13 protein-coding genes and 1 pseudogene are annotated in these 13,245 nt (G+C 38.2%); 3 read left to right on the forward strand and 11 right to left on the reverse strand.

Features of this window, described 5'->3' with window-relative positions:
* Positions 1–114: 114 nt before the first annotated feature.
* The 9 genes from AC2D3N_RS05175 to AC2D3N_RS05215 all read right to left on the reverse strand — a co-directional run bounded on the left by AC2D3N_RS05175 (position 115) and on the right by AC2D3N_RS05215 (position 8,955).
* Complete coding sequence (locus tag AC2D3N_RS05175) at positions 115–1,308, reverse strand: hypothetical protein (protein ID WP_484692982.1); 1,194 nt, start codon at positions 1,306–1,308, stop codon at positions 115–117.
* 3 nt (positions 1,309–1,311) lie between these two features.
* Positions 1,312–2,640: an APC family permease gene (locus tag AC2D3N_RS05180; RefSeq protein WP_484692983.1), complete on the reverse strand. Its 1,329-nt coding sequence runs from the start codon at positions 2,638–2,640 to the stop codon at positions 1,312–1,314.
* A 117-nt stretch (positions 2,641–2,757) separates the two neighbouring features.
* Positions 2,758–4,131, reverse strand: a complete 1,374-nt coding sequence (gene murD, locus AC2D3N_RS05185) for a UDP-N-acetylmuramoyl-L-alanine--D-glutamate ligase (protein ID WP_484692984.1) — start codon at positions 4,129–4,131, stop codon at positions 2,758–2,760.
* A 383-nt stretch (positions 4,132–4,514) separates the two neighbouring features.
* Entirely contained in the window at positions 4,515–5,177 is a 663-nt protein-coding gene (arsH, locus tag AC2D3N_RS05190) for an arsenical resistance protein ArsH (protein WP_484692985.1), read from the reverse strand.
* Positions 5,178–5,348: 171 nt separating this feature from the next.
* A complete protein-coding gene (gene arsC, locus AC2D3N_RS05195) occupies positions 5,349–5,744 on the reverse strand; it encodes an arsenate reductase, glutathione/glutaredoxin type (RefSeq protein WP_484692986.1) in 396 nt (131 codons plus the stop codon).
* Positions 5,745–5,808: 64 nt separating this feature from the next.
* Positions 5,809–6,879 carry an ACR3 family arsenite efflux transporter gene (gene arsB, locus AC2D3N_RS05200; RefSeq protein WP_484692987.1) on the reverse strand — a complete coding sequence of 357 codons (1,071 nt, stop codon included), beginning with the start codon at positions 6,877–6,879 and terminating at the stop codon, positions 5,809–5,811.
* A 204-nt stretch (positions 6,880–7,083) separates the two neighbouring features.
* The gene (locus AC2D3N_RS05205) at positions 7,084–7,758 is read right to left on the reverse strand and encodes an HAD-IA family hydrolase (protein WP_484692988.1); all 675 of its coding nucleotides are present in this window, start codon (positions 7,756–7,758) and stop codon (positions 7,084–7,086) included.
* A gap of 97 nt (positions 7,759–7,855) precedes the next feature.
* Positions 7,856–8,401: a hypothetical protein gene (locus tag AC2D3N_RS05210; RefSeq protein WP_484692989.1), complete on the reverse strand. Its 546-nt coding sequence runs from the start codon at positions 8,399–8,401 to the stop codon at positions 7,856–7,858.
* 38 nt (positions 8,402–8,439) lie between these two features.
* Positions 8,440–8,955 carry a GNAT family N-acetyltransferase gene (locus AC2D3N_RS05215; RefSeq protein ID WP_484692990.1) on the reverse strand — a complete coding sequence of 172 codons (516 nt, stop codon included), beginning with the start codon at positions 8,953–8,955 and terminating at the stop codon, positions 8,440–8,442.
* Positions 8,956–9,269: 314 nt separating this feature from the next.
* On the opposite strand from AC2D3N_RS05215, the gene AC2D3N_RS05220 reads away from it, so the two are divergent.
* Together AC2D3N_RS05220 and AC2D3N_RS05225 are read left to right on the forward strand one after the other, a co-directional pair.
* Positions 9,270–9,485, forward strand: a complete 216-nt coding sequence (locus AC2D3N_RS05220) for a DUF7219 family protein (RefSeq protein WP_079678888.1) — start codon at positions 9,270–9,272, stop codon at positions 9,483–9,485.
* Positions 9,486–9,579: 94 nt separating this feature from the next.
* Entirely contained in the window at positions 9,580–10,557 is a 978-nt protein-coding gene (locus tag AC2D3N_RS05225) for a CHAD domain-containing protein (protein ID WP_484692991.1), read from the forward strand.
* Between the two features lie 309 nt (positions 10,558–10,866).
* On the opposite strand, the pseudogene AC2D3N_RS05230 reads toward AC2D3N_RS05225, so the two are convergent.
* Both AC2D3N_RS05230 and AC2D3N_RS05235 read right to left on the reverse strand, forming a co-directional pair.
* Positions 10,867–11,390 (reverse strand): annotated as a pseudogene (locus AC2D3N_RS05230) (ISAs1 family transposase).
* A gap of 239 nt (positions 11,391–11,629) precedes the next feature.
* Entirely contained in the window at positions 11,630–11,827 is a 198-nt protein-coding gene (locus AC2D3N_RS05235) for an NAD(P)H dehydrogenase subunit NdhS (RefSeq protein ID WP_026795595.1), read from the reverse strand.
* 880 nt (positions 11,828–12,707) lie between these two features.
* Here AC2D3N_RS05235 and AC2D3N_RS05240 point away from each other — a divergent pair.
* Entirely contained in the window at positions 12,708–13,196 is a 489-nt protein-coding gene (locus AC2D3N_RS05240) for a DUF29 domain-containing protein (RefSeq protein ID WP_484692992.1), read from the forward strand.
* Positions 13,197–13,245: the final 49 nt, after the last annotated feature.

Consider the following 13,245-nt stretch of genomic DNA (forward strand, 5'->3'; position numbering starts at 1 on the left):
AAACGCCTAACGGGGGTGAACTTCACTGATGCTGAATAAACTTTTGTTTATCTTTTTTAAAGAACGTAATGTAGAACCTGATAGCCTCGAACCCTATCAACATTCTCTTTAGGATTAAGGTTTTTGCTTTTTGGTTGCTAACATCATATTAGATTGATTCACCCCAAACTTATAACCCACCCCAAAATTAAGCGGTTTCACAGCAGCATTGCTTTGATAAACTTTCCTTAAATCCGGTTGATAGCGAACACTAAATAAAGAAATGGGGGCGGTATAGGTTCCAAAAAAGTTGAAATTCCATTGTTTTTCGGCAAAAAAGTTCAGGGGAATCCCCGAATCATCCTGTAAAATCGCTTGACTTTGAGCCAGAATTAACTCTCGAATTCCAGCAAAGGCGGGTCTGTGCATTAAATAGGATGCGGCTTTAAGATAGGTAACGGGTTGCTCAATTTGTTTGATAAATTTGCTAAATTGGGGTGTTTTTTTCAAGCCATCATCAGAAATATCGGCGGAAAAATAATATAAAGTTCGAGGTTCTTTTTCCCCTTGAGAAACAAAATCAATTTTTACCCCGGGAATCATGCCTTTTTCAAATTTTTGAATTTTAGCATCTTTGTCTAATCCAATATATTGTAAGTCTAAAATTCTATTATTTGTCCTCGCCATAAATAATAAAATTAAAGGTAAAACTCCCTGATTGGATAAATCAGACTTCATTTCTTTGGTCTGAAAAAAGCTAAACTGAAGTAAAGAATAAAGGGAGTTTTTCACATCTCCCAATTTTTGATGACGCTGACTTTCGGATAATTCATTAAAATTAGGAATAGTTCCCACGGGTTCTAAAGCCACCAGCACATATTCTTGGGCGGTCGGGAAAAATAAATTAGCATATAAGAAATCTGGCCCACTAAAGGGATAAAAAATTCGAGGATTAGATTGATTAATCGTAGCTAATTCCTGTTTTGACCAGTCGCTAACTTTTGCCAGTTGTTGTTTTTCTAGTTTTGACCAAGCTGGCTCAATAAAACCATGATAATTCACCCAAAATTTAGATTGGGTTAGGGAATAAAACTGACTTTTAGGATCAACTTTCATTCCCGCAATTAATTTAGCGGTATCTGTTAAATAATCCGCTTGTTTTTGATCATATAGGGTTAAGGGATCAAGCGGAGAAGGAGGGGTTTCTGGGGAGGTTTTGGGGGTTTCAATTCCTGGGGATTTTTCAGTCTTTTCTTGAGGTTCAGTTTGAACACAGGACTGCAAACCAACAACACTTAAAAGGATCAGTAATAGGGCTGAGAATTTCATAAATTACACCAATTTATTCCGAATACCGATAAAATAGAAGGGTAAACCAAGGGCAATTGTTCCTAATCCGGCTAAGGATTCTAGGGGTTTATCCTGAAAAATAAATATTAGCATCCAAAGGCTAATTCCTAAAAAAATGATCGGAGTGATTGGATATCCCCAAGTTTTATAGGGACGGGGTACGTCAGGATGGCGAAAACGATGGACAAACACCCCTAAAACCGTGATTAATGAAGATAGGGTCAGGGTAAACGCTAAATAGGTAATTACGGCTTGAAAGCTGGCGGTGATGATTAATATAATCACAATTGCCAGTTGTAAACATAGGGCATAATAGGGGATTCCATGTTGATTTTTTTGAGCCAAAATTTTAAATAAGGGAATATCTTCCCCGATGACTTGGGTAACTCTTGGCCCAGCTAATACCATGGAACTGATGGAAGAAATTAAGCCAAATCCAATTAATAGTCCCATGATTTTTGCTCCCAGATTACCAAAAATTTGTTGGGCGACAATATAACCAATTTCTAATTGTCCGGCTAATTGTGCAATCGGTGTTGTATAGAGAAAAACAAAGTTCAAAAGTAGATATAAAATTGTAACAATTAACGTACCCATTAAAAGGGATTTCGGCAAGTTTTTCTCGGGTTCCTTAATTTCGCTCGCTAAATAAACCGCAGCATTCCAACCGGAATAGGAATAGGTCACATAAACTAAAGAAACGGCAAAAGATGAACTGAAAATTACCGGAATATCGCTAAAACGTGGTATAAATTCAATGGGTTGAGGGGTGCCTAAAGTTAACCCACTCAGAATAAAAACAATAATTAAAACAACTTTTAAAACCGTAAATCCCTGTTGAAACACACTACTAATTTTCAGGGTTTGGGTATGAATTAGAGAAACTAATATTACTGCAATTAAAGCAATTATGGTGGGATAATTTAAACTAGGAAATACACTGGAAATATATTTCCCTAATGCCATGGCAGCGGCGGCAATAGGAGCCGCAAAACCAACGGTTACAGACACCCATCCTGAGAGGAAACCAATCACCGGATGATAAATTTCCGACAGATAATGATATTCTCCCCCAGAGCGGGGCATGGCCGCCCCTAATTCTCCATAACATAGGGCTCCAGAAAGGGCAAAAATACCGCCAATCAACCACAAAAATAAAATGGCAAAACCCGACTGAATATCAAGGACTTGAAACCCTAAACTGGTAAATACACCGGTTCCAATCATATTAGCAACTACAAGAGAAATTGCTGTTGATAATGTGATTTTACTGGATAAACTGGGTTTTTCTAAGGAGTTAGAATCGTTCAAAATTGTTTTGCAAAATAGGGATATTTAAACAACCACAAAGGCACAAAGACACGAAGAAGATTATCAATAAATATGGGCGGATTATGTATTAATTTTGAATCCTCTCTAACGGATAATCTAAACCTGCCCTGATTGTAATTCTAAACACAACTGGCGGAAATGATCACCCCGATGTTCAAAACTTTGATATTGATCAAAACTGGCACAGGCAGGAGATAATAGTACCACTTTTGCGCCTAATTTTGGAGCAATTTTAGAGGATCTAATGATTGCTTTTTCCAGGGTTTCCACGATTTCAAAATCAGAGTAATTTTCTTCTATTAACCGTTTGGCAAAGGCTTCGGCCGCATCTCCAATTAATAATACTGAAACGGCTTTTGCTTTAATTTGATTGATCCAAGCCGTATCGTCTCCTTGTTTGGCTTCTCCTCCAGCTATTAAAATCACAGGAGCATTAACGGCCGATAATCCCACTTCAGCCGCGTCATAATTGGTGGCTTTACTATCATTAATCCAGTCAATTCCTTGCCAATTCATTATCTGTTCTAAACGATGGGCAACCCCGGGAAAATCAGAAACTGCCTGACTAATGGCTGGGGTTTCTATGCCTGCTAATCGAGCGGCGGCAACGGACATCAGGAGATTTTGTTGATTATGACTTCCGACCATTTTTAAGGCATCGGCTTGAACTATTTTTTCTCCATTTTGCATTACCCAATTATGATCAATATAAAATCCTAATTCGGGATTGGCAACTAATTTTTCTCGCCCTAAAACACTTGTCCAAGAGGCAGAAAGCCAGCGTTTATTCGCGGTTTCTCTTAAATAGGGATCATCCCCATTAATGATTTGGATTTGGGATTGATAGAGTAATTTGGCTTTAATATCATAATAACGTTCTAAGGTGTAATGACGACTCAAATGATCCGGGGTAAAAGTCGTCCAAATGGCAATTTTTGGGCTTAAAGTTGAGGAGGATTCGATTTGATAACTACTAACTTCTGCAATTACCCAATCTAGGGGTTTTTCTATTCCTTGATATTCTTGTAAGGCTAATTCACAGGCGGCATACCCAATATTTCCACAGGCGGGAGCGTTTAAACCTGCGGCTTGAAAAATTGCGGTAGTGAGGGCGGTGGTTGTAGTTTTTCCGTTGGTTCCAGTAATACAAACCCAGGGCAAATGTCGCAGATTTCGCCAAGCTAATTCTAGTTCTCCGATGGTTTCTATGCCTAAATTTCGGGCTGCTTTTAACCCCGGACTATCCCAAGGAACTCCAGGACTGACCACAATTAAATCCAGGGAGATATCGGGTTGAAAAGTATGTCCTAATTCAACTTGAATTCCTTCGGTTTCTAGTTGTTGTTTTTGGGTTTCTAGGGTTGAGGAGGAATTGCGATCGCTTAAAATCACATCCCATCCTTGCAATTTTAATAACCGGGCGGCGGCATTTCCCGATCTTCCTAAACCAATAATATGAACTTTCGGCATGGACAATTTAAAAATTCCCAGTAGATTGTTTTTGATTCTACTCGGATATGTTTCAGTCCCGCAAGCGGGATGATTATTATTGAAAGATTAATGTAGTAGGCTCTTTAGGGCCTCCGTATTTTATTGTTTCAGTCCCGCAAGCGGGATTATTGTTATTGAAAGAACGTCTAAACCTAAAACTTTATATTCCATTTTCAAGGGTTTCAGTCCCGCAAGCGGGATTATTGTTATTGAAAGTCAAATAAACTATTGATTTGTCAAGGTTCTAGGGTTTTTCGTGAACCCCCCAGGTTTTAGCTCCCGCTTAGGTTCACGAAAACCACAGGATTCATACTAAGTTCTCTTACGGCGAGTCACAAGTAAACGTTTCAATTCTTTACAATTTAGAACTTATTACCATAAACCCCATTAATTGTTTTACCAATATCAATCATCGTTTCCTGAACTCCTTTTTCCTTTCTTTCACTATAGCGATCGCTTAAATAATCAGCCTGTCCTCTTAATAACAATGTAAATTTATAGAGTTCCTCCATCACATCAACCACGCGATCGCGATAGGGGGAATCCTTCATCACCCCATCTTCATCGAACTCCTGATAGGCTTTGGCCACCGAAGACTGATTGGGAATCGTGAACATCCGCATCCAGCGCCCCAGAATCCGCAGGGTATTCACCGCATTGAAAGACTGGGAACCGCCACAGACCTGCATCACGGCCAAAGTTCGGCCCTGGGTCGGTCGGATCGCCCCCATGGTCAGAGGAATCCAATCAATTTGATTTTTCATGATCCCACTAATTTGACCATGAAGTTCGGGACTCGACCAAACCTGACCCTCAGACCATAAACTCAATTCCCGTAACTCCTGAACTTTGGGGTGAGTGTCCGGTACGCTTCCATAAATCGGTAATTCTCGGGGGTCAAAAAACCGTACTTCTGCACCAAAATCCTGAATAATTAGGGCGGCTTCTTCTGCTAAGAAACGACTATAAGACCTTGCCCGCAGAGAACCATATAAAAATAGAATTCGGGGTGGATGATCGAACATATATTAGGTAATGGGTAATAGGTAATGGGTAATGGGTTTCGGACTAATAACTAATAACTGATGACTGATGACTGATAACTGATAACTGGTAAGGACGGGTTCTTTTAGATCTTTGTTAATTACCGCGTATCTCGATGAACCCGCCCCTACAACTGATTATTGCAAAAAGTGTTAACTCAAACTATCAATTAAAGTTTGAACTCTGTCTTTAATTTCATCTCTAACTCGATGAAAAGTTTCTAAAGGTTGTCCGTCAGGATCGTCTAATTGCCAATCTTCAAATACCTCTTGAACTACCCAGGCTTCGGGTAAGTTTACCCCACAACCACACAGAGAAATCACCGCATCATAATCTTCTGCTTGGAAATCACTTAAAGGGTTAGAAGTTTGATTAGTAATATCAATCCCAATTTCATCCATCACTTGAATTGCCGTAGGATGCACCCGACTGGCTTCTAAACCGGAACTGGTAACGGCTATTTTTCCGGCTCCTAAAGTTCTAGCAAATCCTTCTGCCATTTGAGAACGGCAAGAATTTCTTTTGCAAACAAACATCACTCTTTTCATGTTCAATCTTCGATGAATTATAGTTTAAATAAAAACAGTAACAGGCTTGAATTTCTTGAAAAAATTACAGACTTTCCGAGCTAGCAGGTTTAAAATAACGCTGTTCAAACCAGAACGCCAAATTAACCAGCATAATTAATACAGGCACTTCTACTAACGGCCCAACAACCGCAGCAAACGCCGCACCGGAATTAATGCCAAACACCGCAACAGCAACGGCGATCGCCAGTTCAAAGTTGTTTCCTGTCGCCGTAAATGCAACACTTACAGCCCTAGAATAGTCGGCTTTAATTCGCCATGCTAGATAGAAACTAACCACAAACATGATGGCAAAATAGATGATCAGAGGCAGGGCAATTCGCAGAACATCAAGGGGAATTTGAACAATTTTTTCCCCTTGTAAACTGAACATGGTGACAATGGTAAATAGCAGCGCAATCAGTGTAATCGGGCTAATTTTAGGGATAAATTCTTCGTGATACCAAGTTTTTCCTTGAGCTTTCACCAGGAAAAAACGAGTGAAATAACCAGCGAGAAAAGGAATACCCAGATAGATGAATACACTTTTTGCAATCTCCGCAATGCTAATATTAATCACACTGCTTTGTAACCCAAACAAAGGCGGTAAAACGCTGAGAAAAAACCAGGCAAAGGGACTATAAAAAATTACCTGGAAGATGCTATTAAAAGCAACTAATCCAGCAGTATATTCGGTATTTCCCCGTGCTAAATCACTCCAGACCACAACCATCGCAATACAACGGGCTAACCCTATTAGGATTAGTCCTACCATGTATTCGGGATAGTTTCTGAGGAAAGTAATTGCTAACAAAAACATCAAAATCGGGCCGATAACCCAATTCAGCAATAGAGATATTCTCAGGATTTTTCCATTGCGAAAGACATCGCTTAATTCTTCATACCGCACTTTGGCAAGGGGCGGATACATCATCAAAATTAAGCCAATTGCAATCGGGATATTGGTAGTTCCCACCTGAAACCGATGGATTAATTGTTCTATACCAGGGATGAAGTGACCTAATGCCACTCCCGTTAGCATAGCAAGAAATATCCAGAGTGTCAGGTAACGATCCAGGAAAGAAAGTCGTTTAATGACAGGGGTTGTTGTTGCCATAAATGAGTGAATTGATTAAAATTAAACCGCTTGAAAAAAAGAGATATCTAAATTATATCAATTTTTTTTGATATATTAAGTTAAAAAAAGGTTAAGATTCTTTTAGATCATCTAAGAATACTGAATTAGTCCGAGAAAAACTAGGGAAAAGAGGAAAATTATGATCGCTAATTTCCCCCTAATATCTAATCTTTGATTTATTAATTAAAACCTTGGTAACTGCCATAATTCTGGTTCAAATTCACTGAGAGAATTAAGAATTTGATCGGCTTCTTGATAAAGGGATTTATCCATATCCGATGCGGGAACTGCTATTACGGACATTCCCGCCGCCCTTGCCGCAGAAACCCCCGCTAAAGCATCTTCAAATACTAAACATTCTTCAGGTTTTGCTCCTAAACGTTGCGCCACTAATAAGAAAATATCCGGTGCGGGTTTGCCATTTTTAAGTTCAGGATCATCTCCTCTAACAATAGATTGAAACAGAGAAAACCATTGTTGATGACTTTGGGTTTTCGCGGTAAAAGGGCGATTTCCTGAACTGGTAGCGATCGCTTGAGGAATATTATGATTAGCCAGATGTTGAGTTAGAAAAACGGCTCCATCTAACGGCAAAACATGGGGATACAATTGGTAAATAATTGCATCTTTTCGTTCTAAGAATTCTTCTACCGTGACTGACAATTCCAACTGTTGAGTTAAGAGTTTAACAGAATCATGGGATTTTCTACCCCTAACTTTGCAACCGAGGGCATGATCAATGGTTTTGCCATAATAGTTGGCAACCATTTGATTAACTTTAGTATGAAGGGGTTCCGTATCTAACAGTAAACCGTCTAAATCGTAAATAACGTGGGTAATTTTTCTAAAGTTGGGCATTGGTCAAGGGATAAAGCATTGTAGTTATTATGAATCAAATTGACGGATAAATCAAGGGGTCAAAATGGTCTGGAATTCGATGAAAAATCAATTGAGTCTAGGATGTTAATTGCCAAGATTGATGACAAGTCCAGGAATGATCGGGATGTCTCTGATAAAACCTTAATTCCCAATCCACTTGGGCGTAGGGATTAATTCGATTTTGAGCTAAATCTTTTAATTGTCGAGCGTGTTGAGGTTGAAATTCATAGGCTAAACTCAAATGGAGCCAAGTTTTTAATCGCAAAGCTTCTAAGCGAGTTGGTGAATTAACCAATTGACCAAAATGAATCATTAACAAGGGAATGCCTTGGGCTTGTAATTCCAAACCATACCAAGTGGATTGAAAAGTCATTTGGGTCACATTAATCTTTAAAGGAATCGCGGTTAATTGTGCGGTCTTGTAAGCGGTTTCTAGGGCTTGAATATAGAGGGAAATTTGAGATTCTTGATCTTGAAAAAAGCCAGTTAAGGTACAATGGGGCATATAATTATGAGCCGCATTTAATCCGCACAATTCCAGGCTTTCTTGATAAAATGCTTCAATTTGTTTCGCTAATTCTCCCCTGGGACAAGCATAAATAATAAATTCATTGAGTGACATATGGATTTGATTTATTTCTATTTTTACATAATTTTGGTTTAAACTTGACTAAATGCTTGAGGATAGATAATATTTCCTTGGTGTTGAATTTTATCGTTAAAAACCTTAACCATAAAATATTCTTCAGGAACAGGAAAAGGAGAGTGAATTTGATAGTCTACAGAAGGCTGAAAACCAAATTTAGCATAAAATTTAGGATCACCTAAAACAATAATTAAAGGATATTGTCTAATTTTAGCAAGTGTCAAACTAACTTGCACTAATTGGCTACCAATTCCTCGATTTTGGAACTCTGGATGCACAGCTAAAGGAGCTAATCCTAGGACAGAAATGGTTTCTTGATTGACTAAATCAATCTCACTATAGACAATATGACCGACAATCATTTCGTCAATTTCTGCCACTAATGTTAACCCAGGAATATAGCGATTAGATTGACGAATTAAATCAATTAAATCGGCTTCATTGGGTCGGTTAAATGCTAATTTATGAATTTGGGTAATTCTAGGATAGTCTGAGGGAGTTTCTGGACGGACATTTGAAGCAAGGTTCATAAATATCAGTGGGCTAGATGCCTTAGGCATGGCTGCGCCCGGGCGCGTTTGTACCAGTTATCAGTTTATCGCCTATTTCCCAAAATGATCAAGCTGTTCAGGATTTGACTATATAAAGTTAGTTAAATCTAGTTGATCTCAGAGTTAATTTTTGTTTAACTTTTTAGAATAAAGATTTGAACGGTAATATTATAACTTTTGTAAAAAAAATCTAATAATTTAATCCCTTGACTTTAATTAATTTTTGGTTTAAGATTACAATTTAATAGTAGAATAAACAATATTCCTAGAATTCGCAGGGTTTGGATATAACTATGAGATCAGCCCCAGATTTTTTTGATCAGACTCAGATTGATCATTGGGAAACTCGGATTCTTCCTGTATCTGATCAAGTTCAATTGCAAGATTTTGTGATGGATATTAGCCAAATTTTTAGCTTAGAAACCCAAGGAACACTATCTTCTGGGCAAGCCTATAACCAGATTAAGCGGCTAGTCACGGAATTACAAAACAGTGTAATTAATGACTAAATGCCGTATTATAACAATCTTAAATCCTCTGTAAAAAACTATTTAAGATTGTTATAATCAAACAAGTATTAATTAAAATTTTGGGGTGTTTATCATGGAAACAACAACTAATCCTCAAACCGAAACTTTAGGATATTGGGCAGTACAAGCGATTCAGAAACACCTAGAAAAAGTTATTAGTCATGAGTCTGAAGTTTTAAAAGATCATGATCCTGAAGAATTACATCAAATGCGGGTGGGAATGCGACGGTTAAGGTCTGCGGTGGTTGGGTTTGCTCCAGTATTAAAATTACCAGAATCTGCCGAGGATGAAAAAATCGGTAAAATTGCCCGTCGTTTGGGAAAATTGCGGGATTTGGATGTTTTATTAGAACTATTACAAAATAGTTATTATTCCCAATTACCACCATCGGAACAAGAAATTGTAGATAAAGTATTAATGGATTGGGTCAAACAACGTCACAAAGCCTTTAGAGTTGTGGAATGGACTTTAGAACATAAAATATATCAAAGTTTGAAAGAAGATTTACAGGATTGGGTGAAAGAACCTAATTTTACAATGCTAGAAAAACTCCCTATTGATGAAGTTTTACCGGATTTATTACTTCCCCAAATTAGTCATTTGTTCTTGCATCCGGGTTGGCAAGTGGGAATCACTCAAGATTTAGTAAATTCTGCTGTAATCACTCCAGAAACCTTAAAAATCATTTTAGAGCAACAGGGAGAATCTTTGCATGATTTAAGAAAGCAAGCGAAGAAAATCCGTTATCAAATGAGTTTATTTACTCATTTTTATAGTTCTAAATATCTAGCTTATTTAGAAGATATCAAAGCCATTCAAGAACATTTAGGAGATATACAAGATGGTATGGTGTTAATAAAAAAAATAGCAGACAAAATACCATCAAAAATCAACTCTAAACTCCCGACTTTGATCAATCTTTTAGCAGAAAGTCAGTATAAATCTTGGCAAAAATGGCAAGAACTTCAACAGCGTTATTTAAAGCCTGAAAATCGCCAAGAATTTCGCTTAGAATTACTGAATCCAGTTATAGAAATGGGTAATGGGTAATGGGTTTAGAAAGAGGGGGAATGGGGAATAGGCAATGGGCAATGGGTTTAGAAAGAGTTTACCTCCCCTGCTCCCCCTACTCCCCCTGCTCCCCAGGGCTGTTTCATGTTTGAAAATTATAGCTTACTTTTTAGCCATAATTCTCAAACATGATAGCTATTTTCGGAAGAATTAATATTTCCTATAAGGGCTATATAATATTAATTATATGAAATAGTTATCTAAATAGCATAAATATTCCTATTCCCTACGGAGTAAGACTTACGTTTGTGATTTTTCTCTATTTTTCCTAAACTAATCGCTCTATTCTTAACTTGGGGATGAAGAGATAGCCACTAATTTCTCCCACTGATTTCCTAACCACCTTCTTCCCTCTGTTATTGATAAAAATCCTAAACCTCTGAAAATATTCAATCCTAGGGTGTTGAGCAATGCCAAATTAGTCGCCGCTCGTACTTGATGAATTTTCATACTATCCTCTTTAAATAACACATCTTTTACCCAATGAACTTGATTTTCAATCCCCCAATGCCCTTTAATCTTTTGGGAAAAAAATTCTGCCTTTTCCCAGATACTACTTATATAATAAACCGTTTCTTTATCAGACTTTTTTCCTCTGTATCCCCACCGTTCTACCTGAATTATACTTTGAATATGTTCCCGGTGACATTACAATGTAACGCATCCGCAGTTATCAACTTTCCTTTTAGACCACATTCTCCTATCACCCCTAAAACTACTACTAATAGCACTTCCCATAACTCATACCTTTTTCCCTGACTTTTTCTGAAGTCCTTGACTTTTTTTAAATTTTCTATTAAACTTGTTAGCATCTTTTTTTAGAAAAAATGGCGATCGCTTTCCATTTTATCAGGTGGCGATCGCTCTTTCTTTACTCTTTTTCACCCGACTTTGAAACAGCCCTGGGGGCAGGGGAGGCAGGGGAAGTAGGGGGGCAGGGGAGGCAGGGGAGGCAGGGGAGGCAGGGGGGGCAGGGGGAGTAAACTGTTTCTATTACCTATTACCCATTTGTCGTAATTCGTAATTCGTAATTCGTAATTCGTAATTACCCTTACTTTTTGCCTTTGCGTCCGGCGGTGGTATCAATAGCTTCTAGTTCAGAACGTCTGAACGTAACCAGTTTATCCCAGTTGCCTCCTTCAAACAGAACAGCGACTTTCCCGTCACTGACTCGTTGAACTAGACCTTGGAAACCGTAGTAAGTATCAATAGGGTTCGTGACTCGCACGGCGGAACCTGGCAAAATCATAATATTTTCAAGTTTGGGTGAACTCAATCTTAGTTTACCGCCCCAGTCCCAGATTGTTAAGGGGGGGTGAAATTATCGTCTTTTCCCAAAAGTCAAAAATGCCAATAGGAGAACGTTTTAGCCATTTTTGAAAAAAAACTTTCCCAAAACCCTTGCACAAATCAAAATAAAATGCTTAGATATAGAAATGTGAAAATTCAAAAGCGAATCAACACATAACCCAATACGGGGGCGTGGCGGAATGGTAGACGCTACGGACTTAAAGATAAATTGAGCCTTGAGGCGAGAAATCTCTCAAGTGTAAGCTGTCAAATTCAGGGAAACCTAAATCTGTGAATTCAGACAAGGCAATCCTGAGCCAAGCCTAGGGGTATTAGAAACGAGGGAGTTTCCCCAATCTAACATCAATACCTAGGAAGGTGCAGAGACTCGACGGGAGCTACCCTAACGTAAAGCCGAGGGTAAAGAGAGAGTCCAATTCTCAACGCCAATTGGTAGTAGCGAAAGCTACGGGAGAATGAAAATCCGTTGACCCTTATCCGGTCGTGTGGGTTCAAGTCCCACCGCCCCCATACCTAAAAGTTAAATATGATATAGCAATCCTATTTGAGTTGTGATAAAAATCTGTAGGGGTTGGGTCTTCCAACCCTCTTGGTGCTTGGGTTAAGTCTCCCAACCCCTAGGATAAAATATTATAACCCATACACGGATTGCTATAGCAGGCAACAGGTAAGAAAAGACTTCACTCTCTGGATTTGAGTATAATCTTATGTACTGTGCTGTAAAAATTATAAGTTGATAGGGTGCGTTTTACGCGCCTTTTTTGGTTATAAATCAATAGAATAGGCCCTAATCCTCTCAACTCTCAAAGGAGGTATCAATGGTAAGCTCTAAGCACCCTGAATTAGAATCAACAGAAAATTTAAGCCTGTATGAAAAAGATTTTTACTTATGGATTGAAAATACGGTAAATCAGTTAAAAACCGGGCAATTATTAGAGGTTGATTGGGGAAATTTAATTGAAGAAATCGAATCTATGGGACGCAGTGAAAAACAAGCACTAGAAAGTAATTTAATTATTGTTTTACTGCATCTATTGAAATATAAATATCAACCCGAACAGCGTTCTAACAGTTGGTTATCTTCGATTTATGAACATCGTAGAAGACTGAGAAAAGCATTCAAAAGTAGTCCCAGCTTAAAACCTTACTATACAGAAGTATTTGAGGAATGTTATCAAGATGCCAGACAAGAAGCAGCCTTAGAAACGGGTTTAACTTTAGAAGTATTTCCTCTGGTTTGTCCGTTTACACCAGAAGCCACCCTCGATAGTGATTTTCTCCCCGATTCAATTAACGAGTTTATTTAGATTGAGTGATTTTCTAGTGGAGATATGTTATAATAAATTCAATATAGGA

Source organism: Planktothrix sp. PLAVEN19ND, assembly GCF_057220675.1.

Coding starts and splice junctions, on each gene's coding strand:
- arsC (WP_484692986.1), bottom strand. CDS start 5,744: ATGAAAAGAGTGATGTTTGTTTGCAAAAGAAATTCTTGCCGTTCTCAA.
- AC2D3N_RS05240 (WP_484692992.1), top strand. CDS start 12,708: ATGGTAAGCTCTAAGCACCCTGAATTAGAATCAACAGAAAATTTAAGC.
- AC2D3N_RS05225 (WP_484692991.1), top strand. CDS start 9,580: ATGGAAACAACAACTAATCCTCAAACCGAAACTTTAGGATATTGGGCA.
- AC2D3N_RS05205 (WP_484692988.1), bottom strand. CDS start 7,758: ATGCCCAACTTTAGAAAAATTACCCACGTTATTTACGATTTAGACGGT.
- arsB (WP_484692987.1), bottom strand. CDS start 6,879: ATGGCAACAACAACCCCTGTCATTAAACGACTTTCTTTCCTGGATCGT.
- AC2D3N_RS05220 (WP_079678888.1), top strand. CDS start 9,270: ATGAGATCAGCCCCAGATTTTTTTGATCAGACTCAGATTGATCATTGG.
- AC2D3N_RS05210 (WP_484692989.1), bottom strand. CDS start 8,401: ATGTCACTCAATGAATTTATTATTTATGCTTGTCCCAGGGGAGAATTA.
- AC2D3N_RS05235 (WP_026795595.1), bottom strand. CDS start 11,827: ATGATTTTGCCAGGTTCCGCCGTGCGAGTCACGAACCCTATTGATACT.
- AC2D3N_RS05175 (WP_484692982.1), bottom strand. CDS start 1,308: ATGAAATTCTCAGCCCTATTACTGATCCTTTTAAGTGTTGTTGGTTTG.
- arsH (WP_484692985.1), bottom strand. CDS start 5,177: ATGTTCGATCATCCACCCCGAATTCTATTTTTATATGGTTCTCTGCGG.
- murD (WP_484692984.1), bottom strand. CDS start 4,131: ATGCCGAAAGTTCATATTATTGGTTTAGGAAGATCGGGAAATGCCGCC.
- AC2D3N_RS05215 (WP_484692990.1), bottom strand. CDS start 8,955: ATGAACCTTGCTTCAAATGTCCGTCCAGAAACTCCCTCAGACTATCCT.